General features: G+C 72.1%; 20 protein-coding genes, 1 other RNA gene and 1 pseudogene. 14 read left to right on the top strand and 8 right to left on the bottom strand.

Annotation, left to right across the window (positions count from 1 at the left end):
- Window positions 1–89 precede the first annotated feature (89 nt).
- A complete protein-coding gene (locus ACZ7P3_RS07235) occupies window positions 90–731 on the bottom strand; it encodes a response regulator (RefSeq protein WP_472079598.1) in 642 nt (213 codons plus the stop codon).
- A 371-nt stretch (window positions 732–1,102) separates the two neighbouring features.
- Between ACZ7P3_RS07235 and ACZ7P3_RS07230 the strand changes: the two genes are divergently transcribed.
- Complete coding sequence (locus ACZ7P3_RS07230) at window positions 1,103–2,647, top strand: alpha-L-arabinofuranosidase B (protein ID WP_472079597.1); 1,545 nt, start codon at window positions 1,103–1,105, stop codon at window positions 2,645–2,647.
- Here ACZ7P3_RS07230 and ACZ7P3_RS07225 read toward each other — a convergent pair.
- Entirely contained in the window at window positions 2,625–3,911 is a 1,287-nt protein-coding gene (locus ACZ7P3_RS07225; RefSeq protein ID WP_472079596.1) for a sensor histidine kinase, read from the bottom strand. The genes ACZ7P3_RS07230 and ACZ7P3_RS07225 overlap by 23 nt on opposite strands.
- A 387-nt stretch (window positions 3,912–4,298) precedes the next feature.
- Here ACZ7P3_RS07225 and ACZ7P3_RS07220 point away from each other — a divergent pair, with 387 nt between their 5' ends.
- The 3 genes from ACZ7P3_RS07220 (at window position 4,299) to ACZ7P3_RS07210 (ending at window position 7,273) form a co-directional block, all read left to right on the top strand.
- Window positions 4,299–5,174, top strand: a complete 876-nt coding sequence (locus ACZ7P3_RS07220; protein WP_472079595.1) for a MaoC/PaaZ C-terminal domain-containing protein — start codon at window positions 4,299–4,301, stop codon at window positions 5,172–5,174.
- A 72-nt stretch (window positions 5,175–5,246) separates the two neighbouring features.
- Complete coding sequence (locus ACZ7P3_RS07215; protein ID WP_472079594.1) at window positions 5,247–6,323, top strand: Zn-dependent alcohol dehydrogenase; 1,077 nt, start codon at window positions 5,247–5,249, stop codon at window positions 6,321–6,323.
- A gap of 11 nt (window positions 6,324–6,334) precedes the next feature.
- On the top strand, window positions 6,335–7,273 hold the full coding sequence (locus tag ACZ7P3_RS07210; RefSeq protein WP_472079593.1) for a 3-oxoacyl-ACP reductase: 939 nt from the start codon (window positions 6,335–6,337) through the stop codon (window positions 7,271–7,273).
- 64 nt (window positions 7,274–7,337) lie between these two features.
- Here ACZ7P3_RS07210 and ACZ7P3_RS07205 read toward each other — a convergent pair whose 3' ends face one another.
- Entirely contained in the window at window positions 7,338–7,496 is a 159-nt protein-coding gene (locus ACZ7P3_RS07205; RefSeq protein ID WP_472079592.1) for a hypothetical protein, read from the bottom strand.
- A 94-nt stretch (window positions 7,497–7,590) separates the two neighbouring features.
- The gene (locus ACZ7P3_RS07200; RefSeq protein ID WP_472079591.1) at window positions 7,591–8,829 is read right to left on the bottom strand and encodes a hypothetical protein; all 1,239 of its coding nucleotides are present in this window, start codon (window positions 8,827–8,829) and stop codon (window positions 7,591–7,593) included.
- A gap of 188 nt (window positions 8,830–9,017) precedes the next feature.
- Here ACZ7P3_RS07200 and ACZ7P3_RS07195 point away from each other — a divergent pair, with 188 nt between their 5' ends.
- The 3 genes from ACZ7P3_RS07195 to ACZ7P3_RS07185 are packed head-to-tail and all read left to right on the top strand — an operon-like array spanning window position 9,018 to window position 12,084.
- Window positions 9,018–9,857 (top strand): Nif3-like dinuclear metal center hexameric protein, encoded by an 840-nt coding sequence (locus ACZ7P3_RS07195; RefSeq protein ID WP_472079590.1) that lies wholly within the window; start codon window positions 9,018–9,020, stop codon window positions 9,855–9,857.
- A gap of 13 nt (window positions 9,858–9,870) precedes the next feature.
- Window positions 9,871–10,614, top strand: coding sequence for a zinc ribbon domain-containing protein (locus ACZ7P3_RS07190; protein WP_472080291.1), 744 nt, complete (start codon window positions 9,871–9,873; stop codon window positions 10,612–10,614).
- 12 nt (window positions 10,615–10,626) lie between these two features.
- Window positions 10,627–12,084, top strand: a complete 1,458-nt coding sequence (locus ACZ7P3_RS07185; RefSeq protein WP_472079589.1) for a bifunctional RNase H/acid phosphatase — start codon at window positions 10,627–10,629, stop codon at window positions 12,082–12,084.
- On the opposite strand, the gene eda is transcribed toward ACZ7P3_RS07185, so the two are convergent.
- Window positions 12,056–12,718 carry a bifunctional 4-hydroxy-2-oxoglutarate aldolase/2-dehydro-3-deoxy-phosphogluconate aldolase gene (eda, locus tag ACZ7P3_RS07180; RefSeq protein ID WP_472079587.1) on the bottom strand — a complete coding sequence of 221 codons (663 nt, stop codon included), beginning with the start codon at window positions 12,716–12,718 and terminating at the stop codon, window positions 12,056–12,058. The genes ACZ7P3_RS07185 and eda overlap by 29 nt on opposite strands.
- Window positions 12,719–12,855: 137 nt before the next feature.
- On the bottom strand, window positions 12,856–13,647 hold the full coding sequence (yaaA, locus tag ACZ7P3_RS07175; protein WP_472079585.1) for a peroxide stress protein YaaA: 792 nt from the start codon (window positions 13,645–13,647) through the stop codon (window positions 12,856–12,858).
- A 252-nt stretch (window positions 13,648–13,899) separates the two neighbouring features.
- On the opposite strand from yaaA, the gene ACZ7P3_RS07170 reads away from it, so the two are divergent.
- Window positions 13,900–15,333 carry an RNB domain-containing ribonuclease gene (locus ACZ7P3_RS07170; protein ID WP_472079583.1) on the top strand — a complete coding sequence of 478 codons (1,434 nt, stop codon included), beginning with the start codon at window positions 13,900–13,902 and terminating at the stop codon, window positions 15,331–15,333.
- A 115-nt stretch (window positions 15,334–15,448) separates the two neighbouring features.
- On the opposite strand, the gene ACZ7P3_RS07165 is transcribed toward ACZ7P3_RS07170, so the two are convergent.
- Window positions 15,449–17,002 (bottom strand): FAD-dependent monooxygenase, encoded by a 1,554-nt coding sequence (locus ACZ7P3_RS07165; protein ID WP_472079581.1) that lies wholly within the window; start codon window positions 17,000–17,002, stop codon window positions 15,449–15,451.
- A 47-nt stretch (window positions 17,003–17,049) separates the two neighbouring features.
- On the opposite strand from ACZ7P3_RS07165, the gene ACZ7P3_RS07160 reads away from it, so the two are divergent.
- The 6 genes and pseudogenes from ACZ7P3_RS07160 to ACZ7P3_RS07135 all read left to right on the top strand — a co-directional run bounded on the left by ACZ7P3_RS07160 (window position 17,050) and on the right by ACZ7P3_RS07135 (window position 25,071).
- A complete protein-coding gene (locus ACZ7P3_RS07160) occupies window positions 17,050–17,670 on the top strand; it encodes a TetR/AcrR family transcriptional regulator (protein WP_472079579.1) in 621 nt (206 codons plus the stop codon).
- Window positions 17,671–18,030: 360 nt separating this feature from the next.
- The gene (locus ACZ7P3_RS07155) at window positions 18,031–18,855 is read left to right on the top strand and encodes an AraC family transcriptional regulator (protein WP_472079577.1); all 825 of its coding nucleotides are present in this window, start codon (window positions 18,031–18,033) and stop codon (window positions 18,853–18,855) included.
- A gap of 19 nt (window positions 18,856–18,874) precedes the next feature.
- Window positions 18,875–19,660 (top strand): annotated as a pseudogene (locus ACZ7P3_RS07150) (DMT family transporter); the annotation flags it as partial.
- 115 nt (window positions 19,661–19,775) lie between these two features.
- Window positions 19,776–20,178: RNase P RNA component class A (rnpB, locus tag ACZ7P3_RS07145), an RNA gene on the top strand.
- A 687-nt stretch (window positions 20,179–20,865) separates the two neighbouring features.
- A complete protein-coding gene (locus tag ACZ7P3_RS07140) occupies window positions 20,866–22,776 on the top strand; it encodes a DNA/RNA helicase domain-containing protein (protein ID WP_472079575.1) in 1,911 nt (636 codons plus the stop codon).
- 177 nt (window positions 22,777–22,953) lie between these two features.
- The gene (locus ACZ7P3_RS07135; protein WP_472080289.1) at window positions 22,954–25,071 is read left to right on the top strand and encodes a DUF2075 domain-containing protein; all 2,118 of its coding nucleotides are present in this window, start codon (window positions 22,954–22,956) and stop codon (window positions 25,069–25,071) included.
- Window positions 25,072–25,123: 52 nt separating this feature from the next.
- Here the strand turns inward: ACZ7P3_RS07135 and ACZ7P3_RS07130 are convergent, their stop codons facing one another.
- Window positions 25,124–25,573 (bottom strand): DUF6408 family protein, encoded by a 450-nt coding sequence (locus ACZ7P3_RS07130; protein WP_472079574.1) that lies wholly within the window; start codon window positions 25,571–25,573, stop codon window positions 25,124–25,126.
- Window positions 25,574–25,711: the final 138 nt, after the last annotated feature.

Below are 25,711 nucleotides of genomic sequence, written 5' to 3'. Positions count from 1 at the left end.
GAGCATCCCCTCCGGGAGGCAACGGTCATGGTGATGATGCAGCCCCTCCGGGAGGTCAGGCCGCGGCGGCGGAGCATGCCCCCGGGAGGTCATAGCCACCCCTGTTGCCGGGCCTCCCGTACCGCCTCCGCCCGGTTGCGGGTGCCCGTCTTCCCGATCGCGGCGGAGAGGTAGTTGCGGACCGTGGACTCGGACAGATGGAGCCGGGCGGCGACGTCCGCGACCGTGGCCCCGTCCGCCGACGCCTTCAGCACCTCGCACTCCCGGGCCGTCAGCGGATTCGGCCCGGCGCTGAGCGCGGCCGCGGCCAGCGCCGGATCGACCACGGTCTCCCCGGTGAGCACGCGCCGGATCGCCGCGGCCAGCTCCTCCACCGGTCCGTCCTTGACCAGGAACCCGGCCGCTCCGGCCTCCATGGCCCGGCGCAGATAGCCGGGCCTGCCGAAGGTGGTCAGGATCAGCACCCGGCAGTCGGGCGCCTGCTCACGCAGCTCGGCCGCCGCGTCCAGGCCGCTGATGCCGGGGAGTTCGATGTCCAGCAGGGCCACGTCCGGCCGGTGCAGCTCCGCGGCCCGGAGGATCGCGTCGCCGCTCGCGACCTGGGCGACCACCTCGATGTCGTCCTCCATGCCGAGCAGCAGGGCGAGGGCGCCGCGCATCATGCCCTGGTCCTCGGCGAGCAGAACCCGGATGGACTTGGCGGGCCGGTGCTCCCGGGGCAACTCGTTCATGCGCTCAGACTACGGCGGACGCGCGAGCCCGCCCGGCCGGAAACCCGGGATCCCCGTGGAGCGCCCCGGAGACCGCGGCCGGTGCGTGAGGGCACGCCCGACCGTCCACGGGGCATCGCCGCCGGGCTCGATTAAAGACTCTCCCTTTTCCGTCGTCGCAGGGGTTGACGGCCTTGGACGGTACGCAAAAAAATCGCCTCTGCATTTCCAGTAATCCCCGTCCAATTCTTCCTCTGAACAGGTTCGGTATTTCGATCGAACGGCGTCCGAAATATCGACCAGTGGATGTGTGTGCACCTCGGCCGGTGCGCGCACCCCCATGCACCAGGAACCGGATCCCGCACCGCCCCACGACGAAACCGAGGTGCACCGTGCTCTTGAGAACCCCCCGCGTCCTCCTCTGCGTCCTCGCGATCTGCGCCACCCTCGCCGCGCTGCTCATCGGCGCCGGCGCACCCCCGGCCGCCGCCGCGGGTTCGCTGCCCTGTGACGTCTACGCCGCCTCGGGCACGCCCTGCGTCGCCGCGCACAGCCTCGTCCGCGCGCTCTACTCGTCGTACGGCGGCCCGCTCTACCAGGTGAAGCGGGCCTCCGACGGCGCCACCGCGAACATCGGCCCGACGAAGGCCGGCGGCTACGCCGACGCCGCCGCCCAGGACTCCTTCTGCGCCGGCACGACCTGCATCATCACCGAGATCCACGACCAGTCCCCGCGCCACAACGACCTCACCGTCGAGGGCGCGGGCGGTGCCGGTGCCGCCGACGTGGGAGCGCCCGCGGACGCCCTGCCGGTGACCGTCGGCGGGCACCGGGTCTACGGCCTGGAGATCTCCGCCGGCATGGGCTACCGGGACGACTCCACCTCGGGTGTGGCCGTGAACGGGCAGGCCGAGGGGATGTACATGGTGACCTCCGGCACTCATGTCAACGGCGCCTGCTGCTTCGACTACGGCAACGCCGAGACCGACAACAAGGACACCGGCAACGGCCACATGGACGCCATCAACTTCGGCACCGAGTGCTGGTTCTCCCCGTGCTACGGGCAGGGGCCCTGGGTGCAGGCCGATCTGGAGAACGGGCTGTTCCAGTCCGACGCCGGGTACAGCAGGAACACGTCCGACACCGGCACCGGACCCCTGCCGTTCGTGACGGCACTGCTGAAGAACAACGGTCAGAACCATTTCGCGCTGAAATACGGCAATGCGCAATCCGGCGGACTGACCACCACCTATTCCGGCGGCGAGCCGACCACCAGTGGCTACGCGCCCATGCACCAGGAGGGCGCCATCGTCCTCGGCACCGGCGGCGACAACAGCAACGGCTCCATCGGCTCCTTCTTCGAGGGCGTGATGACCTCCGGCATCCCGACGGACGCCGCGGACGACGCCGTCCAGGCCGATGTGGTCTCCGCCGGCTACGGCGGCCCGACCGGCAGCACCGGCACGCTCAGCCCCGGCTCGGAGATCTCGCTGCGCGCGACGACGTCCTGCTGCACCGCCGACTACGTCCGCCACCAGAACGGCGCGGGCGTCCTGTCCCCGGTGACCTCGGGCAGTTCGTCCCTCGACAAGAACGACGCGACCTGGATCGTGCGCCGGGGTCTCGCCGACAGTTCCTGTGTCTCCTTCGAGTCGCGCAACTACCCGGGTGACTTCCTGCGCCACTACGACTACCGGATCCGCCGGCAGCCCATGGACGGCACCGGCCGGTTCCGGGCCGACGCCACCTTCTGCCCGCAGACCGGCAGGAGCGGCACCGGCACCTCGTTCGCGTCGTACAACTACCCGGCGAAGTACCTGCGCCACTACGACTACAACGCCTACATAGCGGGCGACGGCGGCTCCAACGCCTGGGACAGCAGCACCTCGTGGAGCGACGACGTCAGCTGGGCGGTCAGCCCGCCCTGGGCGCCGTAGCCGCCACGGCCCCGGCCGGCTCCAGCGGTTCCGCCGGATCCACCGGGAGCTCGGCGGTGACCGTGAAGCCGCCGCGCGGCGACGGGCCGGCCGTGAGGGAGCCGCCCGCCGCCGCGAGGCGCTCGGTCAGCCCCTTCAGGCCGGTGCCGCCGATGCCCTCCGCGGGGCGGGTGACGGCCTTGCCGCTGCCGTTGTCCGTGACGGTGAGCCGTGCCTGTTCGGTGGTGCTCTCGACGGTGATCTCGCAGCGGCTGGCGTCGCTGTGCCGCACCACGTTGGTGACCGCCTCCCGCACCACCCAGCCGAGCAGCGCCTCGGTCTGCGGGGCCAGCGGCGTCCCGGACTGGCGCACCACCGGCTCCAGGCTCGCCGCGGACAGCGCCGAGCGGGCCCGTGTCAGCTCGGTGGCCAGGCTGCCCTCGCGGTAGCCGGTCACCGCCTCGCGGATCTCGGTGAGGGCCTGCCGGCCCACCGACTCGATGTCCCCGATCTGCGCCAGTGCCGCGTCCATGTCGCGCGGGGCCAGCCGCCGGGCCGCCTCCGACTTCACCACGATCACCGACAGGGTGTGGCCGAGCAGGTCGTGCAGATCGCGGGAGAAGCGCAGCCGCTCCTTCTCCACCGCCCGCCGGGCCAGCTCCTCCCGGGCGGCGCGCAGCTCCCGCACGGCCTCGGACAGGCCGAGTATCGCGGCGGTCACCATGCTCGACAGGAAGGTCGCGTAGCCGATGTTCGACGCGTCCCCCCATCCGTCGCGCACGCCCGAGACGGCCCCCGCGTACACCGCGAGCAGCACGCCGGTGCGGCCCAGCCAGGGGCCGCGCAGGGTGGCGCCGGTGGCGAGGCCCAGCAGCGGGAAGAACATCAGCCAGTTGCCGCCGTACCCGACGGACAGCCCCGTGGTCAGCAGGCCCATCAGCAGCAGGGCCACCCGCGTGGAGACGGCCTCGCGCTTCTCCCGGTCGAAGGCGCGGAAGGTGACGTAGACGTACAGGGAGTTGAAGGCGAACAGGCCCAGGCCGCCGACCCACGGGTTCGGGGTCTTGCCCTGGAGCAGGTTGGAGAAGGCCCCCATGCCCATCAGCAGCCAGGGCAGCAGGGCGAAGCCGGTGGGCGGCGGGCCCGGATGGTCGACGGCCGGGACGTTGCCGCTCTTCCTGGCGGCCCGCTGCGCGGTCTTGAACTCCTCCATGTCCGCCTGCCAGCGGGCCCGCGCCTCGCGCAGGCACTGAATGCGGCGTCTTGTCTGCGCCCACCACGACATGTCTCTGCTTCCCCCGATCAGATGTGTCCGCCCGACGGCGGTACGACGGCACAGCCTACGAACCGGATGCCGGCGGTCGGACGGTCGGCACCATGATCGCCCCCCGTGACGGACTCGGCGCTCCGCATCCGTGTCGTGTGTGTCATGCCTACGACGTTAGGAGTCCGGGTGCCGTCCGCGGCAGAGGCGGATGTCCGCACTCGGGCAGTACAAATGTCACACCCCCCGCTGCCTGACGCCTCGTCAGGAGCCTTCACAACTGCGGAGTGCTGGGCTATACAGGGGGCGCCGGACTGGAACGCGTTCTAGATCCGCCCCGTGGACGACCTCGGTGCGGCCGACGGTGCGGGCGTCCGCACCGAGGTCTTGAGACCCGTCAGGAGCCCCATGCCCATCGACGCAGCCAAGGCCCTCGCCGCCGAGCCCCGGACCGGCGAGATCAGCTGGACCACCAAGGACGTCCAGCTCTACCACCTCGGCATCGGCGCCGGCGACAACCCGGACAAGGACAGCCCCGCCACCGATCCCGGCGAGCTGCGCTACACCCTGGAGTCCCGGCTGCACGTCCTGCCGGGCTTCGCCACCGTCGCGGGCTCCGGCGCCCCGGGCGTGATCAGCGGGCTGTCCATGCCCGGTGTGGAGGTCGAGCTCGCCAAGGTCCTGCACGGCGGGCAGACGCTGGAGATCCACCGCCCCATCCCGGCCGAGGGCAGGGCGAGGGCGACCCATCGGCTCGCCGCCGTCTACGACAAGGGCAAGGCCGCCGTCCTGGTCCTGCGCACCGACGTCGCCGACGCCGACGGCCCGCTGTGGACCAACGACTCCCAGATCTTCGTACGCGGCGAGGGCGGCTGGGGCGGCGACCGCGGCCCGTCCCGGCGCCTCGACCCGCCGGCCGGCGAACCCGACCGGACCGTCGAACGCCGTGTCCGCGAGGACCAGGCCCTGCTCTACCGCCTCTCCGGCGACTGGAACCCGCTGCACGCCGACCCCGAGTTCGCGAAGCTCGCCGGGTTCGACAGGCCCATCCTGCACGGGCTGTGCACCTACGGCATGACGCTGAAGGCGGTCGTGGACACGCTGCTCGGCGGCGATGTGACCCGGGTCCGCTCCTACACCACCCGGTTCGCCGGAGTGGTGTACCCGGGCGAGACCCTGCGCATCCGCATGTGGCGGCAGGAGGGCACGGTGCGGGTCGCCGTGAGCGCGGCCGAGCGGGACGACGCTCCCGTTCTCGCCGACACCGTCGTCCGGCACACCTGACGGCACTCCGGACAGCACTCCTGACAGCACTGCCGAAAGCACGTCCGAACAGCCTCAGAGGGGAGCCGCACCATGCGCGCAGCCGTACTGCACGAGATCGGCCAGGACAAGCTGGAGGTCCTCGAGGACATCGAGGCGGTGGGTTTTGGACCGGGAAGGGTCCGGGTCCGGGTGCGGGCCACCGGGCTGTGCCACTCGGACCTGTCCGCGATGAACGGGGTGCTGCCGCAGCCCGCCCCGTTCGTGCCCGGCCACGAGGGCGCGGGCGAGATCCTCGAAGTCGGCGAGAATGTGAAGCACCTCAAGCCCGGCGACCGGGTCGTCGTCTGCTGGCTGCCCGCCTGCGGTACCTGTCCCGCCTGCCGCCGCGGCCAGACCGAGCTGTGCCTGGCCGGGTTCATGAACGCGGGCACCCCCAACTTCAAGCGCCCCGGCGGTGACGTCTTCGGCTTCGCCGGCACCGGCACCTTCGCCGAGGAGGTCGTCGTGGACGCGGGCTGCGCGGTGCCGATCCCCGAGGACGTGCCCTTCGACATCGCCGCCCTGATCGGTTGCGGGGTGACGACGGGCCTCGGCGCCGCCCTCAACACCGCGGACGTGGAGGCCGGTTCGTCGGTCGCCGTCATCGGCTGCGGGGGCGTCGGCATCTCGGCCGTGCAGGGGGCCCGGCTGAAGGGCGCCGCCGAGATCGTCGCCGTGGACCCGGTCGCCTCCCGGCGCGAGGCCGCGCTGAGGTTCGGCGCCACGAAGGCCGTCTCCCCGGAGGAACTGGCCGACGCCAAGCAGCAGGTCACCGGCGGCGAGGGCTTCGACTACGTCTTCGAGGTCGTCGGCAGGTCGGCCACCGCCCGCACCGCGTACGAGAACACCCGGCGCGGCGGCACCCTCGTCGTGGTCGGCGCGGGCGCCATGGACGACTTCCTGCAGCTCAACATGTTCGAGCTGTTCTTCGACGAGAAGCGGATCCTGCCGTCCATGTACGGCGGCGGGGACGTCCTGCGCTCCTACGAGCGCACCATCGCCCTGTGGCGGGCGGGCCGCGTCGACCTGGAGGGCCTGATCACCCACCGGGTGCCGCTCGCGGAGATCAATGAGGCACTGGACCAGATGCGTACCGGGGCGGCCCTGCGTACGTGCATCGAGATCTGAGGACTCCACCGATGTCACTGCCACTTGAAGGGCTGTCCGCCGTCGTCACCGGCGCCGGACGCGGTCTCGGCCGGGCCGAGGCCCTCGAACTCGCCCGGCTCGGCGCCGCCGTCGTCGTCAACGACTACGGACAGCCCGGCCGCGACGGCTCCGGCGCGGCCTGTGCCGCCCCCGCCGAGGAGGCCGCCGCCGAGATACGCGACACCGGCGGCCGTGCCGTCGCGCACACCGGCGACATCGCCGACCTGGGCCAGGCCCGTGAACTGGTCGGCCTGGCGATCGCCGAGTTCGGCAAGCTGGACATCCTCGTCAACAACGCGGGCATCCTGCGCGACCGCATGGTCTTCTCCATGACCGAGGACGAGTGGGACTCGGTGATCCGGGTCCACCTCAAGGGACACTTCAACACCACCCACCTCGCGGCCGCGCACTGGCGGGAGCGGTCCAAGGCGGCCGGGGGACCGGTGTACGGCAGGATCGTGAACACCTCCTCGGAGGCGTTCCTCGCCGGTTCCGCGGGGCAGCCCAACTACGCGGCGGCCAAGGGCGGAATCGTCGGCCTGACCACCTCCACCGCGCTCGCCCTCGCCCGGTACGGCGTCACGGCCAACGCGATCTGCCCGCGGGCCCGGACCCGGATGACGGAGGACGTCTTCGCGGGCCTGCGGCAACCCGACGAGGGCCTGGACCCGCTCGCCCCCGAGCATGTGGCGCCGCTCGTCGGCTACCTGGCCTCGCCCGCGGCCGCCCGGGTCAACGGCCAGCTGCTCGTCGTCCACGGCGGCATGGTCGCGATCGTCGAACGGCCGCGGGTGCAGGCGAAGTTCGACAGCAAGCAGGAGGCGTTCAGCTACGACGAACTCGACGCGCTGCTCACCCCGCACTATGCGGACCGGCCACCGGGGGAGACGTTCGCCGCGGCGGAGGTACTGGGCCTCAAGCGCGGGTGAGCCGGGAGAACGACAAGGGGGGCTGTGCACCGTACGGTGCACAGCCCCCCTTGTCGTTCTGTGGTCAGGCAGCCGCCTCGGCGCTCTGCTCGGCCGGCTTGCGGTGCCGCCCGTGCGGAATCGCCTCACCGTCCTGAGCCGCGACCGGGCCCCGGTGCCGGCCGTGGCCGGCAGCCTCCTGAGAGTCGGCAGACAGCTGCTCCGTCGTGCTGGTGTCGCTCATCGGAAGAATTCACCCCGTCAACATGATCTCTTACAGCCGGGCGAGTGTAACCGGCACACCTCGGGCCGAATCCAGGCGGCCACGCCGACCGGTGCTACTTCGTTACAAGTCGGCCGAGGGGGGCCTGCTGCAGCGGTACCGGGCGGGCCGCCACAGGGTCCGGACGCTCCGCTTCCGCCGCCTGCCGGGACACTTCGGGCGCCCCCGCAGCCGCGGCCGTAGCCCCCGCCGCCGTCGTGTCGCCGCGGCCCGGATCCCCCGGGCCCGCGGCCCCCGGTGCCCCGGGTCCCGCCGTTTCCTCCCTGGGCGCGGTCAGCTCCGCGACGCCGCACGGGACCTCCCCCGTGGCGTACGGCAGCCGCAGCAGCCCGTCCCGCGTCCACAGCCCGGACCCGGTCAGCCACCCCTGGGGCGCGGGCAGATGGCACACCCTGCGCTCGGCCGGCCGCCAGATGCCCATCCAGCTGCCGAACGCCCCCTCGAAGCGCAGGGCCACCGCGCAGTTCTCCGGCATCAGCACCTGGCCCGGCTGGATCGCGAACGGCGTCACCGCACAGTCCGGGACGCGCAGGCACTCCGGGAAGCGCACCGGCAGGGTGCTGCCCATGACCCCCCAGCCCAATCGTTCCTGCCCCGGGGACGGCGCGTCCGAGGAGATCAGCAGCAGCCCGCTGTCCGGGTCGGCGAGCAGCAGCCGGTCGTCGCTGCCGTCCGCGATCTGCAGCAGGGGAGAGACCTCACCGCCGCGCTCCAGGTCCACCACGACCGTCTTGGTGCGCCCGCCCAGTTCCCGGTCCAGCGCCAGCATCCGCCCGGTGCGGTCCAGCCAGACCCCGCCCGAGCAGCGCCCCGGGACCTCGGCCAGCTGCTCGGGCCCGAAGGCGCCGCCCGTCACCAGCCACACCGCCGTGGAGCGCGGGCCGACGGCGAGGGCGTAGGCGTGCGCACCGCCCGGTGCCGGCGGCAGCAGCCCGAGCCGCATGCCGGGCTCCCGGGACTCCACCGCGCCCAGCGGCAGCTCGCCGGTGCCGGGACCGGTCGGGTACAGCAGGGAGAAGGCGTGCCGCCGTTCGACGAGCCGGTGGATCAGCACCCGTCCGTCCGCCATCGGCTGCACCTGGGTGCCGGGCTCCTCGGGCTGGTTGCCCGGCAGCGGGACCGCGTACGGCTCCGGGCCGTCCAGGGTCCAGCGCTCCGGGAACCAGGAATCGCCGTCCAGCGCGAGGCGGGCCGCGTACGCGCCGTCCGCCGTGATGGCGCACCCCGTCCCGGGCACACCGCCGTCCGCACCGGACGCCCCGGTGGAAGGGGGTTCGATCGCACAGGCCGTCATCGTTCGGTCACCTCCGGCGACGAAGCTAGTTTTCGCACGCACAGACGTGGGACCGGCTGACCTGGGCTTCACACATACGGGTGTCGCAAAATCGATTCGCCTGAGGGAACGGGGACGTATGTGCTGAGCTGGGCCGCGCGAGAGCGGAGCGGTTCAGCCCCGCAGAACGGCCAGGTAGCCTTTTCCCCGTGCCCCGTCTGTCTGAAGTCATCGCCGCGCTGGAGAGCCTGTGGCCCGCCGAGCGGGCCGAGTCCTGGGACGCGGTCGGCACGGTCGTGGGCGACCCCGACCAGGAGGTCACCCGGGTCCTGTTCGCCGTGGACCCCGTCCAGGAGATCGTCGACGAGGCGGTGAAGCTGGGCGCCGGCCTGCTGGTCACCCACCACCCGCTCTATCTGCGCGGAACGACCACGGTCGCGGCCACCACCTTCAAGGGCCGGGTGGTGCACACGCTCATCAAGAACGACATCGCCCTGCACGTCGCCCACACCAACGCCGACACCGCCGACCCGGGCGTCTCCGACGCACTCGCCGGGGCACTGGACCTGAGGGTCGTACGGCCCCTCGTCCCGGACCCGTCCGATCCGGAGGGCCGCCGCGGCCTGGGCCGCGTCTGCGAACTCGACCACCCGGTGACCGTGCGCGAACTGGCCGCCCGGGCCGCCGAGCGGCTGCCCGCCACCGCGCAGGGCATCCGGGTGGCGGGCGACCCCGAGACCGTCGTCCGCACGGTCGCCGTCAGCGGCGGCTCCGGCGACAGCCTCTTCGACCAGGTCCGCGCGGCCGGCGTCGACGCCTTCCTCACCGCCGACCTGCGCCACCACCCGGCCTCCGAGGCCGTGGCGCACGGTCCCCTCGCGCTGCTCGACGCGGCGCACTGGGCCACCGAGTGGCCCTGGTGCGAGCTGGCCGCAGCCCAGCTCGACGAGATCTCCGACCGCCACGGCTGGGACCTCAGGGTCCATGTCTCCAAGACGGTCACCGACCCCTGGACCGCCCACGCGGCGTCCTCCGCCACTAGTAGCTAATGGGAGCCCCCAACTGAACGCCGCGCCCGCCGACCAGATCCGCCTCCTCGACGTCCAGGCCCTCGACGTCCGCCTGCAGCAGCTGGCGTACAAGCGGAGGTCGCTGCCCGAGCACGCCGAGATCGAGTCCCTGACCAAGGACCTGACGCAGCTGCGCGACCTGCTGGTCGCCGCGCAGACGGAGGAGGGCGACTGCGCCCGCGAGCAGACCAAGGCCGAGCAGGACGTGGACCAGGTGCGCCAGCGCGCCACCCGCGACCAGCAGCGTCTGGACTCCGGCGCGGTCACCTCGCCGAAGGACCTGTCCAACCTCCAGCACGAGATCGTCTCCCTCGCCAAGCGGCAGGGCGACCTGGAGGACGTCGTCCTGGAGGTCATGGAGCGCCGTGAGGCCGCCCAGGAGCGGGTCGGCGAGCTGACCGGGCGGGTCTCCTCCGTCCAGGCGAAGATCGACGACGCGACCGGGCGCCGGGACGCGGCGTTCGAGGGGCTCGACGGCGAGGCCGCCTCGGTGACCAAGGAGCGCGAGGTCATCGCCGGCTCCGTCCCCGCGGACCTGCTCAAGCTGTACGACAAGCTGCGCGAGCAGCAGGGCGGCATCGGCGCGGCCAAGCTGTACGCCCGCACCTGCCAGGGCTGCCGCCAGGAGCTGGCGATCACCGAGCTGAACGAGATCCGCACGGCGGCGCCGGACACGGTGGTCCGCTGCGAGAACTGCCGCCGCATCCTGGTGCGCACGGCCGAGTCGGGTCTGTAAGGAGCCGGCGCGGTGCGGGAGTTCATCGTCGAGGCCGACGGCGGGTCGCGGGGCAACCCCGGGCCCGCCGGCTACGGGGCCGTGGTGAGCGACGCGGCGACGGGGGAGGTCCTGGCCGAGGCCGCCGAGTACCTCGGCGTCGCCACGAACAACGTGGCCGAGTACCGGGGCCTGCTGGCCGGCCTGCGCGCGGCGCACGCCCTCGACCCCTCCGCCCGGGTCGGCGTCCGGATGGACTCCAAGCTGGCCGTGGAGCAGATGTCGGGCCGCTGGAAGATCAAGCACCCCGACCTGAAGCCGCTCGCGGCCGAGGCGCGCCGGGTCTTCCCGTCGGACCGGGTCACCTACGAGTGGATCCCCCGCGAGCGCAACAAGCACGCCGACCGCCTGGCCAACGAGGCGATGGACGCGGGCGCGAAGGGCGAGCAGTGGTCGCCGTCGCAGTCCCGGGCGGCCCTGGACACCCCGTCCGCCGCACCGGAACCGTCGGGCCCGCCCGGGGACCCGGTGGCGGGTGCGGCGAGGGCGCGGGCGGCGCTGGCGGAGGGCCGGACACCGGGTTCCGGATCCCGCGGCGAGAGCCTGTCCGCTCCCACCCGCGGTGAAGCTCCGGCTGCTCCGGCTGCTCCTGCTCCTGCTCCTGCTCCCGCTCCCGCTCGCGGCGAGGCCCTGGCCGCTCCCACCCGTGGCGAGGCTCCGGCTGCTCCCGCTCCCTCTCGCGGCGAGGCTCCGGCCGCTCCCGCTCCCGCTCGCGGCGAGAGCCCGGCCGCTCCCACGCACGGCGAAGCCCCGGCCGCTCCCGGTGAGCAGCAGCGGCCCGGCTGGAGTGCGGTCCCCGACATGGGCGCGCCCTCCACCCTGGTGCTCCTCCGCCACGGCGAGACCCCCCTCACCCCTCAGAAGCGCTTCTCCGGCAGCGGCGGCACCGACCCCTCCCTCTCCGACGCCGGCCGTGAACAGGCCCGGCGCGTCGCCGAGGCGCTCGCCCGGCGCGGCACGATCCAGGCGATCGTCGCCTCCCCGCTCGCCCGCACCCGCGAGACCGCCGGCGCGGTGGCCGCCCGCCTCGGTCTGGACGTGGCGATCGAAGAAGGCCTGCGGGAGACGGACTTCGGCGCCTGGGAGGGCCTCACCTTCGGCGAGGTCCGCGACCGCTACCCGGACGACCTGAACGCCTGGCTCGCCGACCCGGAGGCCCACCCCACGGGCGGCGGCGAGAGCTTCGCGGAGACCGCCACCCGGATGGCGGCCACCCGGGAGAAGCTGGTCGCGGCGTACGCCGGCCGCACGGTGCTGCTGGTCACGCACGTCACCCCGATCAAGACCCTGGTCCGGCTCGCCCTCGGCGCTCCGCCCCAGTCGCTGTTCCGCATGGAGCTCTCCGCCGCCTCCCTGTCGGCGGTGGCGTACTACGCGGACGGCAACGCGAGCGTGCGCCTGTTCAACGACACGTCCCACCTGCGTCCCTGAGCCCGGCGGCGGACCGCGCCAGCTCCTCGACACGGGCCCAGTCCCCGGCGGTCACCGCGTCCGCCGGGACCATCCAACTGCCGCCCACGCAGCCGACGTTGGGCAGGGAGAGATACTCCGGCGCGGTGGCCGGCCCGATGCCTCCCGTCGGGCAGAAGCGGGCCTGCGGCAGCGGACCGGCCAGCGACCTCAGATAGGCCGTACCGCCCGCCGCCTGCGCCGGGAAGAACTTCATCTCCCGCACCCCGTGTTCCAGCAGCGCGACGACCTCCGAGGTGGTCGACACCCCCGGCAGGAACGGCACCCCGGATCCGCGCATCGCGCCCAGCAGGGCTTCCGTCCACCCCGGGCTGACCAGGAAGCGCGCCCCGGCCGCCACGCACCGCGTCACCTGTTCCGGCGTGAGGACCGTGCCCGCGCCGACCACGGCGTCCGGCACCTCCTCGGCGATCGCCCGGATCGCGTCCAGCGCGGCCGGGGTCCTGAGGGTCACCTCGATCGCGGGCAGCCCGCCGGCCACCAGCGCCCGCGCCAGCGGTACGGCGACGGAGGGGTCCGGCACGACCACCACGGGGACGACGGGCGCGAGATCCAGCACGGAGGCAGCCGAAGAGGAGGGCAGCGGTGAGGTCATGCCCTCATCGTGCCCAGGAGCAGCAACATGCGCAAAGGGCGTTGCGCATGTTGCAACGCACTTGGAAGAGTGGGTGGAGTCGGTGGAGCCGGTGGACTTGGCGAGGTCGTCGGGGAGTCAGCGGTGACCGAGGGACCTCAGTGGATCTCCTCCACCAGCACGTCCAGCGCCCACGGCCTGCCCGCGTTCTCCGGCGCCTGCGTCTCCACCTCGTACCCGAGGTCCCGCAGCGCCTCCACCAGCCCGGCGGGGTCCTTCGGCGCGATCCCGGCCGACAGCAGGCTCCGTACGATCCGGCCCTTCGTCGCCTTGTTGAAATGGCTGACGACCTTCCGCGTCGGCGCGTGCAGCACCCGCACGGTCGCGGTCCGCCCGGCGACCTCGCCCTTCGGCTTCCAGGCCGCCGCGTAGGCCGCCGAGCGCAGGTCCAGCACCAGGCCGTCACCGGCCGTCTCCGGCAGCACCTCGGCCATCGGCGCACGCCAGTGCCCGGCCAGCGCGCCGAGCCCCGGCAGCTTCACGCCCATCGAACAGCGGTAGGAGGGAATGCGGTCCGTCACCCGCACCGCGCCCCACAGCCCCGAGAAGACCAGCAGCGAGCGCGCCGCCCGCTTCTTGGCGGCCGCGTCCAGCGAGGCCAGGCCGAGGGCGTCGTACAGCACACCGGTGTAGATCTCCCCGGCGGGACGGGCCCCGGCCGTGCGCAGCCCGGCGTTCTTCGCGAGCTCGCCGCGCAGCCCCTCGCTCAGCCCGAGCACCTCGCGCGCCTTCTCGTTCTGCCCGGGATCCCCGGCGCACAGCCCGACCAGTTCCCCGAGCACGGCCTCGCGCGCGCCGGTCAGCCCCGGCAGGGACAGCGACTCCAGCTTCAGCGGGGCGCCACGGCCCGAGGACGCCTTGCCTTCCGAGGGCGGCAGCAGGACAAGCACGGGTACTCCTTCTCTTCGGTTCTGCGCCAGAGTACGGGGTGCTGCCGGACCGTCCGGGGGCGCTGCCCTACGGTCCCGGGGCGCTGCCGTTCCGTCCTGGGGTGCCGGCCCCCCAGGACGGGGCCTCGGCTCCAGCCCGGGCCTCGACCCCGGCCCTGCCTTCGGCCCTGGCTTCGGCCCTGGCCCCCCGTTCGGCCCGACGGGCCCGTCCTCGGGCGCCGGACGGGCCGGTTTGTGCTTACGCTCGTTTGTATGCTCCGTCGGCCCATCCGCGTGACCGGTGCCCCCGAGGCCCCCTTGAGGGCCGCCCTCGCCGAACTCCGTGTGGAGCTCGGCGTTCCGGAGAGCTTCCCGGCCGAGGTCCAGGAGGAGGCGGAGCGCGCGGCGAGGCGGCCCGCCGTGCCCTCGTACGACAGCACGGACATCCCCTTCTTCACTCTCGACCCTCCCGCCTCCACCGACCTCGACCAGGCGATGCACCTGTCCCGGCCCGGCACCGGCTACCGGGTCCGCTACGCCATCGCCGACGTCGCCGCCTTCGTCGTCCCGGGCGGCGCCCTGGACGCCGAGACGCACCGGCGGGTGAACACGCTCTACTTCCCGGACGGGAAGGTCCCGCTGCACCCCGCCGTGCTCAGCGAGGGCGCCGCGAGCCTGCTGCCCGGGCAGCCGCGGCCGGCCGTGCTGTGGACCCTCGACCTGGACGCGCAGGGCCGCACCGTCGCCGTCGACGTGCGCCGGGCCCTCGTCCGCAGCCGGGCGAAGCTCGACTACGCGGGTGTGCAGCGGCAGATCGACAGCGGGACGGCCGAGGAGCCGGTCGCGCTGCTCCAGGAGATCGGGCAGGCCCGGGAGCGCCTCGAGGTGGAGCGCGGCGGCATCTCCCTCAACGTCCCCGAGCAGGAGATCACCGAGCGGAACCACACCTATGAGCCGGCCTACCGCGCCCCGCTGCCCGCCGACGGCTGGAACGCCCAGATCTCCCTGCTCACCGGGATGGCCGCCGCCGACCTGATGCTCGCCATCGGCACCGGCATCCTGCGCACCCTCCCGGCCGCCCCCGACGGCGCCGTGGCCCGTCTGCGCCGCACCGCGGCCGCCCTGGACATCGACTGGCCGCACCATGTGTCGTACGCGGCCCTGATCCGCACCCTGGACCCGCACCGTCCCCAGCACGCGGCCTTCCTCCAGGAGTGCACGACCCTGCTGCGCGGCGCGGGCTACACGGTCTTCCGGGACGGGAAGCCGCCCGCGATCACCACACACGCCGCCGTCGCCGCGCCCTACGCCCACTGCACGGCCCCGCTGCGCCGCCTGGCCGACCGCTATGCCGGGGAGCTCTGCCTCGCGGCGGCCGCCGGCCACGCCCCGCCCGGCTGGGTGCTCGCGGCGCTCGACGCCCTGCCCCGGCAGATGGCCGACGGCAGCCGACGCGCGGCCACGGTCGAGCGCGAGTGCATCGACCTGGTCGAGGCCGCCCTGCTCAAGGACCGCGTCGGGGAATCCTTCGACGCCTGTGTGGTGGAGCTGTCGGACCGCCAGCCGGCGGTCGGCACCGTGCAGTTGGCCGATCCGGCCGTCATCGGCCGGATCGAGGGCGAGCACCTGTCGCTCGGGCAGCGGCTGCGGGTACGGCTCACCCGGGCCGATCCGGGGACGGCGAAGGTCCTGTTCGTACCCGCGTGAGGCACCCGAGCGCCGGTACGTCATCCGCCGGCACCGGTGCGTCAACCGCGTGCGGCCGGACCACGCCGACCTCGCATCCGGCGGGGACCGGTACGGATGCCGACGTCGCGGAGGGTCAAGGTGTGGGCCGGGCGGCGGTCGCCGGTGCGCCGAGCCAGTGCTCCAGGGTCCCGGCCAGTGCCGTGGAGTCGTCCCCGGTGTCTCCCGCCCAGGCCACGAACCCGTCGGGCCGCACGAACAGCGCGGCCAGGCCCGGACGGGCGGGGCAGGCGGTGGTCAGGACGCCGAGCCGGTCGCCGTACTCCTCGGCGCGGGCGCGCAGTTCGGGGTCGTCCGAGAGGTCGAGGAGGAGCGCCCGGCCGGTGTGCAGGTGGTCGCCGAGCCGGGTGCCGTCGGCCAGCTCCAGATCGGGGGCGCTCCGGCCGGTGAGCGGGTGGCCGCCGGGCAGGTCGTAGTGCTGCCAGACCCCGGAGATCTGTGTGACCAGGTAGGTGGTGCCGGTGGTGGTCAGCGCCATGTCCGTCACCACCCGGCGCAGGGCGCGGGCGTGCCGGTCGGGGCGCATCAGGGCGATCTGCGCGCGGGTCCAGTCGAGCACCCAGGCGCCGATCGGATGCCGTTCGGCGGTGTAGCTGTCCAGCAGGGACTCCGGCGCCCGGCCGGACACCACGGCGGCGAGCTTCCAGCCCAGGTTCATCGCGTCCCCGATGCCGAGGTTGAGCCCCTGCCCGCCGAACGGCGAGTGCACGTGCGCCGCGTCGCCCGCGAGCAGGACGCGGCCCCTGCGGTACTCGGTGGCCTGACGGGCGTTGTCGGTGAACCGGGTCGCCGAGATCACCTTCGTGATCGTCACCTCCGGCACTTCGGACACCCGGCGCAGGCTCGTCTGCAGCTCCTCGGCGGTGATGGGCGCCGAGCGGTCGGCCGGAGGCCCGTCGAACTCCACGCTGAGGATACGGCCCGGGAAGGGCCCGTGGACGTACGTCCCGACGTCGGTGGTGTTCCAGCCCTGGCGCAGCCGCTCGGCGCCGGTCAGCTCCACGACGGCCTGGTAGCCGGTGATCTCCGGTGCCGTACCGGGGAAGTCGAACCCGGCGAGCTTGCGGACGGTGCTGCGGCCGCCGTCGCAGCCGGCCAGCCAGCCGGCCCGGACGTCCTCGGGACCGCTCGCGGTGGCGAGCCGCACGCTCACCCCGTCCTCGTCGGCCGCGAAGCCGGTCAGCTCCACGCCACGGCGCACCTCGACGCCCAGTTCGGCGGCGCGCGCGGCCAGGATCCGCTCCAGCTCGGCCTGCGGCACGCCGAGGCCGGCCCGCGCGGCCGGGCCCGCGTCGGCCCAGGCGGGGTCGGAGCCGTCGAACAGGTCGGGGTCCATCATGATCCCGGCGAAGTGCCCGGCGAACTTCGGCGGGAGCTTGTGTCCCGCCCCGAAGGCCCGCATCCGTTTCAGGGACGCCTCCCAGACCGCCGCCATCGCGGGCAGCAGCCCGCGCCGGTAGAAGGCGACCGCGCTCGGGATGTTGACCGCGCCCGCCTTGATCGTCTCGTCGACCTCGGTCAGCCGCTCCACGACCAGCACCCGGGCCCCGCCGAGCCGCAGTTCGCAGCCGAGGAAGAGTCCCACCGGCCCGCCGCCGGCCACCACCACGTCATAGTCCGTCGTCGTCATGCATCTGACTATAGTCACTAAAAGTTTTGGGCCGCTATAGTTTTCCTGTGACGGACGACGAAGAGGCGGCCCTTCCCCTGAGGGAGCGCAAGAAGCGGCAGACGCGGCAGCGGATCTCCGACGTGGCGACGGACCTGTTCGTGGAGCGCGGATTCGACCGGGTGACGGTCACGGAGATCGCCCGCGCGGCCGGCGTCTCCGCCATGACGGTCTTCAACTACTTCCCCCGCAAGGAAGACCTGTTCCTCGACCGCATCCCGGAGGCCGTCGAGATCTTCACAGGGGCGGTGCGCCGGCGCGACCCCGGCGAGACCCCGCTCGCCGCGCTGCGCCGCCTCGCGCTCGAACTCCTCGACCAGAGGCACCCGCTGGGCGGGGTCGACGACGACTTCCCGGCCTTCTGGCGGATCGTCGTCGACTCGTCCGGCCTGCGCGACCGCGCCCGGGAAGGGGCCGAGGAGGTGGAGGCGGCGCTCGCCGGGGCCTTCGCGGAGGCCGGGACCGCCGAGCCGGACCTCCTCGCGGCACTGACGGCGGCCGCCTACCGCTCGGTCTACGTCGCCTCCGCGCGCCGCCTGCTCGCGGGGGAGCGGGCCGACGAGGTCGCCGAGGACCACCGGACCCGGATCGGGGCGGCCTTCGACGCGCTGGAGCGGGCGCTGCCGTAGGAGGAGTGCGGGCTGTCAGGGGAGGCGCGTGTGCTGTTACGGGAGGCGTGTGTGCTGTTACGGGACGCGTGTGTGCTGCCGGGGGAGGAGTGCGCGCTGTCGTAGGAGGGGTGCTGCCGGCAGCGGGGTGCACGCTGCCGGGGGAGACGCGCCGTCGTGCGAGGGTTGCACGCTGCCGGGGGAGGCGCGCCGTGGTGCGAGGGTTGCGCGCTGCCGGGGGAGGCGCGCCGTGGTGCGAGGGTTGCGCGCGGTTGTGGGAGGCGTGCACGGTCTCCTGCCGAAGCCTGGCCGGGACGCGGCATGGAAGCGGGCCCCGGGAGCGTTGCAGCGGGAGCAGGCAGCACGGCAAGGGGGTGCCCGATGGCGGAAGAGGCGTCATGGACCAGAGCGCGACTGGGCCGGGGCGGGCCCCCGCTCGACCTGCTCACCGCCTGCTTCGACAGCCATGTGTACGCCCCGCACGCACACGAGGAGTACACCGTCGGCGTGTGCGTCGGCGGCAGTGAGGTCATCGACTACCGGGGCGGTCACATCCGCACCGGCCCCGGCACCATCGTCGTCCTCGAACCCGGAGAGATGCACACCGGCGGACCCGGCACCCCCACCGACGGCTACGCCTACCGCGCCCTGTACGCCGAGCCGTCCCTGCTGGCCGACGGCACCCTCGGCGGCCTCCCGCACTTCCGCGAACCCCTCCTGGACGACCCCGGTCTGGCCACCGCGCTCCGCATCACCCACGCCGAGCTCAGCGCCTGCCCCGACCCCCTGGAGGCCGAGTCCCGCCTGCCCTGGCTGCTGACGGCCCTGGCCTGCCGCCACTCCACGGCGCGTGTCCCGGAGGGCACGGTCGCGGGCGGCGCGCACATCGCCCACGTCGTACGCGACCGGCTGGCCGACGAACTCACCGACCCGCCCTCCCTCGCCCTGCTCGCCGCCGACCTCGGCCTGTCCCGCTACCAGCTGCTGCGGGCCTTCCGTACGACGATGGGCATACCGCCGTACGCCTGGCTCGCCCAGTACCGGGTGAGCCGGGCCCGCGGCCTCCTGGCGGCCGGTCTGCGCCCGGCCGAAGTGGCGGGCCTGGTGGGCTTCGCCGACCAGGCGCACCTGACCCGCTGGTTCCGCCGGGTCCTCGGGGCGACCCCGGCCGCTTACCGCAACAGCGTTCAAGACGCCGGCGGCTGACCCTGCCGACACTCACTGCATGACTGCACGCGGCTGGTTCCTGTTCTCCCTGATGGGAGTGGTCTGGGGCATCCCCTATCTGATGATCAAAGTGGCGGTGGACGCGGTGTCCCCGCCGGTGGTGGTGTTCACCCGCTGTGCGCTCGGCGCGGCCCTGCTGCTCCCGTTCGCGCTGCGGCAGGGCGGCCTCGCGGGCACCGTCCGAGCCCACTGGCGCCCGATGCTGGCCTTCGCGGGCCTGGAGATCATGGGCCCCTGGTTCACCCTCACCGACGCCGAACGGCATCTGTCCAGCTCCACGGCCGGCCTGCTGATAGCGGGCGTACCGATCGTCGGGGTCCTGGTCTCGCGCTTCCTCGTCGCGCAGGAGAGGGAACACCTGGGAGCCCGCCGCACCACCGGTCTGCTGCTGGGCCTGGCGGGCGTGACGGTCCTGACCCTCCCGCACCTCACCGGCGGCGACGCCCGCTCCCTGGTGGAGGTCCTGCTGACGGTGCTCGGCTATGCGACGGCCCCCCTGATAGCCGCACGCCGTCTGAAGGAGGTCCCCTCCCTCCACCTGACGGCGGCCTGCCTGACGCTGGCGGCCCTGGTCTACGCGCCCGCCGCGGCCCTGACCCGCCCGTCCTCCCTCCCTTCCCCCTCGGTCCTGGCGGCCCTGGCGGGCCTGGGAGTGATCTGCACGGCGGTCGCCTTCGTGGCGTTCCTCGAACTGATCAAGGAGGCGGGTCCGACGCGGGCGACGGTGATCACGTACGTCAATCCGGCGGTGGCGGTGGCGGCGGGCGCGCTCTTCCTGGACGAGCCGCTGACCCTGACGGTGCTGGCCGCCTTCGCGCTCATCCTGGCGGGCTCGGTCCTCGCGACGGCCGCCGGTCCGCGCCGGCCCACCCGGCCGGTACCATGGTCGACACGGCAGACGAGCCGGGCGGGCGGCCGCGTGGAGTCCCCCTAGGGGGCTTCCCGAGGAACGTCCGGGCTCCACAGGGCAGGGTGGTGGCTAACGGCCACCCGGGGTGACCCGCGGGACAGTGCCACAGAAAGCAGACCGCCGGGGATCTCGGTCCTCGGTAAGGGTGAAACGGTGGTGTAAGAGACCACCAGTGCCCAGGGTGACCTGGGCAGCTAGGTAAACCCCACCCGGAGCAAGGTCAAAAGGAAACACCCCGGTGTTTCTGCGCGGACGTTCGAGGGCTGCCCGCCCGAGTCCGCGGGTAGACCGCACGAGGCCGGCGGCAACGCCGGCCCTAGATGGATGGCCGTCGCCCCGGGCTCCGCGAGGAACCCGGGGAACAGAACCCGGCGTACAGCCCGACTCGTCTGCCGCTGCCTGCGGCTTTGCCTTGGAAAGGGTCTCTGACCTGTGGCGGAGGCCATTTCCGATCTTTCGGAGTTTTGCCGCGTCAGGCGGCGGAAAGCCCCTCGGGCAGCACTGAATTCCCTGAAGGGTCCCTGGCGCAGATAAGCGGGCAAGGCCTCGGAGCCGGCCGTTCGCGGCAACCGTCAGAGCACAATACTGAGCTGTATGTGCCGCCCGAGTGGACCAGCGACTGGCGGAGTTCCGGGCCGCGCTTTTCCCTGACGGGCGCGGGCTTCGCCGTGAAGCCCCGTCTGGCGGAGCGGATGATCGAACGGGCGCTGCCGGACCTACCCGAGGGCCGCGTCCAGGTGGCCGCGGCCGAGGAATACGGCCGCGACGGAGCCTTCTGGCTTCTTCGGGTAGGCGCGACTCGGTGCCGGTATCCGCGATGCGCTGACTGGCGAGTGACGCGGACGCCACCGAGGTCGACCGCGCCGACTCCAGAGGGCAGAGGCCGTGCACTCCGGTAGGGGAGACCGGGCACGGCGTCCGCTGCCCCCACTGCGCCCATCGGTAGGACTGCCAGTACCGCCAGGTACCCTCAGACACATCGTCAACGCGGCCCGACGGGCTTCCGCTCCACCCCGGTGGAGTCTCGAAGGACACGCCCCCACCCGCACGTGTCACTTCGTGCTGCCTGGGGGAAGTCCTTGCTGTTCCGCGCGTCCGCGAAAACGGTCGCCGTCATGGCACTCGACGGTTCGCTGTTCCTGCACCTCACAGACCAGTTCGTCCACATGCACGGCTATCGGCCCAGCGCCTCGGAGGCGCGTTCCTGGGAGCGCAGCATCCCCGTCCTGGCCGCCGCACTCAACGACGCCGGCCTGGGCGACGTGGAAGTCATGCTGGAGTACGCGCTCCCGCTGAACAGCAAGCGCGCCGACGTCGTCCTCGCCGGAGTGCACCCGGTCACGCAGGATCCGTCCTACGTCGTGGTGGAGCTGAAGCAGTGGAGCCAGGCGGCTCCGCACGAGGACGACCCCACCCTGTGCCATGTCGACGCCTACGCGCACCCCGTGCTCAACCCGATCGAGCAGGTGCGGCGATACTGCGACTACCTGGTCAACTTCAATGGCGCGGTGGCCGGGCACGGCGAGCGGATCCAGGGAGTGGCCTTCCTGCACAACGCCACCGAGTTCGGCGTGGCGGGGCTGCGGGAGATCGAGCGTGACGGGCAGGGACGGCTCTTCACAGGGGAGCGTCGCGGTGCGTTCCTGGACCACCTCCGGTCGAAGCTGAGCGACAAGCACCCCGGTGCTCATGCGGCCGACGAACTGCTCGCGGGCGCCACCGTGCCGTCGAAGCAGTTGATGTCCGTGGCAGCCCAGGAAGTGAGGGAGCGACAGCAGTTCGTCCTCCTCGACGAGCAGCAGGTCGCCTACCGCATGGTGCTCAACGCGGTGGAGAGAGCGAAGCGCGCCGATCACAAGGAAGTCGTCATCGTCACTGGCGGCCCCGGTACCGGGAAGAGCGTGATCGCGCTCCAACTGCTCGGCGAGCTGTACCGGAGGGGTGTGGCCGCGGTCCACGCGACCGGCTCGCAGTCGTTCACCAAGACGATGCGCAAGGTGGCCGGCTCCCGGAAACGGGAAGTCCAGGATCTCTTCAAGTACTTCAACAGCTTCATGACCACGGAGAAGAACAGCCTGGGTGCCCTGATCTGTGACGAGGCGCACCGCATCCGGGAGACCTCCGCCAACCGCTACACCCGCGCGGCACTGCGGACCGGCAGGGCACAGATCGACGAACTCATCGACGTCGCCCACGTGCCGGTCTTCTTCCTCGACGAGCACCAGGTGGTGCGTCCCGGTGAGATGGGCACCGTGGACGAAATCCGTGAGGCCGCGGCCGGACGGGGCATCGACTGCCATGTCGTCCCCCTGGACAGCCAGTTCCGCTGCGGAGGCAGCGACGCCTACCTGCGCTGGGTGGTCCGGCTCCTCGGCCTGGAGCCCGGCGGGCCGGTCGTGTGGGAGCCCGACGACCGCATGCAGTTGCTGGTCGCCGACAGCCCTGAGGAACTGGAGGCGTTCCTCGACGCCCGCCGCGCCGAGAAATACGGCGCCCGGATGTCCGCGGGCTACTGCTGGCGGTGGTCCCCCGAGCCCAAGCCCGGCGATCCACTGCCCGCCGACGTCGTCATCGGGGGCTGGGCCAGGCCTTGGAACCTGCGCGGGGACCGGTCGGTCTCCGGCGCGCCCCCGTCCGCGCTGTGGGCCACCGACCCTGCGGGCTTCGGCCAGATCGGCTGCGTCTACACGGCCCAGGGGTTCGAGTACGACTGGTCCGGCGTCATCATCGGCCCGGACCTGGTCTGGCGGGGTGACCGTTGGATCACCGACCGCACCGCGTCCAAGGACCCGGTCTTCAAGAAGTCCACACCGGACACCGATGTGGACCGTCTCATCCGGAACACCTACAAGGTGCTGCTGACGCGGGGCATGGTCGGCACGATCGTGTACTCGACCGATTCGGAGACCCGGGAGAAGCTACGGGAACTGGTGTCCGGTCGACCGAAGCCACGGCCTGCTGGGATCGAGGAGCCCCTGCTGCGGCGGTGAGCGCGTGATATCCGGCCATGATGTCCGTGCTTCCAGCCGACCGACGTGTCATATGCGCCGGGAAGGTGATCACTTCTTTAAGATCCCAGACGTCATTGCGGTCCGACGGGCTTCCCCACGTGGACATGCCCCCATCCGCACGAGTCACTCGTGCCCTGGGGGATCCACCTCGTGTCCATGCTCCTGCTGAAACTGGCAGCGCGGGATCTGCTCAACCTGAACTCAAGACGCCGTATGGTGCCCCACCTCGCCGCGAGGTGGAAGCACTTCCTCAGCACCGACGCTTCGTTGACCGAACGTTCCGCCTGGGCAGAGAGCCTGGTACATCTTGCCGAGGACCTGGTCGCCGCCGACCGCGGGAACGTCGAGATGGTCGTCGAGTGCGCGGCCACGCTCGACGAGACCGACCGCGCCGGGGACCCGCGGCTCATCGACGTCGTCCTCGTGGGGCATCATCCCGAAGAGAACGGGCTGTCCGTCCAACTCGTCGAGCTGAAGCGGTGGTCGACGGTGACCCGGGTGGAGCGAGCCACCGCGGAGCTGGTGCATGTCCCCGGCATGGGGGAGAAGAAGCATCCCGCGCTGCAACTGCGCGAGTACTACGAGGCGTTCACGAGTGACAGAGGTCCGCTGTACGGACTGGACTTCGAGTGCGGCGGCTTCGCCTATCTGCACAACGCCACCGACGCCTCGGTGCTCCCACTGGTCGGCGTGGACGCGCCGACCGGTTCCTACGCCCGTGTCTACACGAACGACCGCCGTGCCCAACTGCTGTCGGACCTGCGGAGCAGCTTCGCCGCCGACGGCGCCGACTCGGCGGCCGAGATCCTGCTACGGAGCATGGGACTGCGCAATACCCCGCTGCTCGACGCCATGATCCGCTCCAGCGGCGAGGACACGGTCTTCACCCTGCGCGGCCGGCAGAAGAAGGTCGCTGACCAGATCCTCGACACGGCTGCCAAGGTGCTTCCCGATCCTCTGCAGCCCGCGCTCCTCCCTGACGAGCGACGGGTGGTGTTCCTCGTCACGGGCGGTGCCGGCACGGGCAAGAGCGCCATCGGCCTCCAGCTCAAGGCTGAACTGGAGGCGGAGGGCCGCACGGTCAAGTACGCGAGCGGTAGCAGGGCCTTCAACGGCGCCCTGCAGGAGCATGTCGGTTACGGCGACCGTGAGTTCAAGGAGACCTTCACCTACTTCAGCAACTTCGTCACTCCGCCCGACCCGCCTCTGGACGTGCTGATCTGCGACGAGGCCCATCGTCTGCGCGAACGCTCCACCAACCGCTTCTGGAAACCCGAGGACTGGGGCACCAAGCCTCAGGTGGACGAACTCCTCGACGCCTCCCGCCTGACGGTGTTCTTCCTCGACGAGGGTCAGTCCGTTCGCCCGCAGGAGGTCGGCACCGCCGCTCTGGTGGAGGACGCGGCACGGCGCTACGACGCCCACCTTGTCCGTTGCCGCCTGCGGGAACAGTTCCGGTGCGGCGGCAGCGACGCCTACATCCGCTGGGTGCGAGGCGCGCTGGGGGTGTCGGACGCGGAGCCTGAGCTGTGGACCCCTGACGGACTGATGCACGTCGAGGTCGTGGACAGCCCCGAGGAACTCGAGCGGATCATCCGTTCCGAGGCCGGGGCGGGAGCATCCGCGCGCATGGTCGCCGGATACTGCTGGCCCTGGACGAAACCCCTGGGCAAGGAGAAGCGACTCGAACCCGACGTCCGGATCGGTGACTGGCACCGGCCGTGGAACGCGGACAGCGAATCCTTCTGCGAGAACAAGACCGTCCCGCCTTCCAAGATCTGGTCCGTGCACGAGAACGGCCTCGGCCAGATCGGCTGTGTGTACACCGCGCAGGGCCTGGAGTGGGACTGGTGCGGCGTGATCATGGGCGAGGACATGGTGCGCCGGGGCGACCGCTGGGTGTTCCGCCGGGGCAAGGAGCGGGCGGACAAGGAGGCGGGCGTCAAGCGGGTCGCCGTTCCCGGGTCGTTCGATCCCAAGGTGAAGCCGAAGAGCGTGGACGACGACGAGTTCGCCCGACTCGTCCGGCACGCCTACCACGTGCTGATGACCCGGGCGAGCCGGGCGACCGTGCTCTACTCCACGGACGAGGAGACCCGGGACTACCTGAAAGGGCTCGTCGGCGACGTCGAGATCCACGGTCTGCGACCCACCTGGGAGAACCTGCCGGAGCAGGCGCGACAGCCACATCTGCCCCGTCCCGGCCGGGGACGGCGCCGTCGCAGAAAGCGTCAGAAGAAGGACACTCCGCCCGGAGAGATGCGTCTGTTCTGAAACGGTGGGCCGGTAGGTGGAGTGGCGGGCTCCCGGGCCCGCCACCTGCCGGTCAGAAGACCAGGCGTGCTGCCACGGTAAGGGCCGTCACCAGCAGATTGGTGACGACTCCCACCGTGACGTCGACCAGAATCTGACGAATCCGGTCACGACGTGCAAGCTTGTACTCAACGGGGTTCATCGGTTTCCACTCCTGAGCGTGAGCTGGGAATGGCAGGGATCGCCCTACCGGGCATCCGCAGTCACACCACGTGCAACACGCGGTGGAAACCACTCGTCGCTCATCGCCGAGGACCGGCACCTGGAACACCGCCGACGTACCCTCCGGGAAGGTGCGCAGCGGGTAACCACGGTAGTGCACGCGCCAGTTGATGTAGATCGATTTCGGACGCTGCGGTGTCTTCCCCCGGGCACCGGACGCGATGGCACCGGACGTGATGGCGCCGGACTGGACGGCGTCGATCACGATGACATCGGCTGTGTGGAGTTTGCGCTTTTTCACCTGAAGGCGTTGGCGGGACTCCAGGATATTGGTGGTGCGCGCACCACGAGTCACCGGAGTCGGGCAATATGGGGAGAACGTCCCGTACTTCCGTCCTTCACCGTCTCTTTTCATGGCACGGCCAGCCACTAGGATCTG

The sequence above is a fragment of the Streptomyces sp. NPDC107581 genome, from assembly GCF_055657175.1.
The sequence above is the reverse complement of the archived record's forward strand: the minus strand, read 5'-3'. Positions and strand labels throughout refer to the sequence as shown.

Coding starts and splice junctions, on each gene's coding strand:
- ACZ7P3_RS07235 (WP_472079598.1), bottom strand. CDS start 731: ATGAACGAGTTGCCCCGGGAGCACCGGCCCGCCAAGTCCATCCGGGTT.
- ACZ7P3_RS07225 (WP_472079596.1), bottom strand. CDS start 3,911: ATGTCGTGGTGGGCGCAGACAAGACGCCGCATTCAGTGCCTGCGCGAG.
- ACZ7P3_RS07220 (WP_472079595.1), top strand. CDS start 4,299: ATGCCCATCGACGCAGCCAAGGCCCTCGCCGCCGAGCCCCGGACCGGC.
- ACZ7P3_RS07215 (WP_472079594.1), top strand. CDS start 5,247: ATGCGCGCAGCCGTACTGCACGAGATCGGCCAGGACAAGCTGGAGGTC.
- ACZ7P3_RS07210 (WP_472079593.1), top strand. CDS start 6,335: ATGTCACTGCCACTTGAAGGGCTGTCCGCCGTCGTCACCGGCGCCGGA.
- ACZ7P3_RS07205 (WP_472079592.1), bottom strand. CDS start 7,496: ATGAGCGACACCAGCACGACGGAGCAGCTGTCTGCCGACTCTCAGGAG.
- ACZ7P3_RS07200 (WP_472079591.1), bottom strand. CDS start 8,829: ATGACGGCCTGTGCGATCGAACCCCCTTCCACCGGGGCGTCCGGTGCG.
- eda (WP_472079587.1), bottom strand. CDS start 12,718: ATGACCTCACCGCTGCCCTCCTCTTCGGCTGCCTCCGTGCTGGATCTC.
- ACZ7P3_RS07170 (WP_472079583.1), top strand. CDS start 13,900: ATGCTCCGTCGGCCCATCCGCGTGACCGGTGCCCCCGAGGCCCCCTTG.
- ACZ7P3_RS07165 (WP_472079581.1), bottom strand. CDS start 17,002: ATGACGACGACGGACTATGACGTGGTGGTGGCCGGCGGCGGGCCGGTG.
- ACZ7P3_RS07155 (WP_472079577.1), top strand. CDS start 18,031: ATGGCGGAAGAGGCGTCATGGACCAGAGCGCGACTGGGCCGGGGCGGG.
- ACZ7P3_RS07135 (WP_472080289.1), top strand. CDS start 22,954: ATGCTCCTGCTGAAACTGGCAGCGCGGGATCTGCTCAACCTGAACTCA.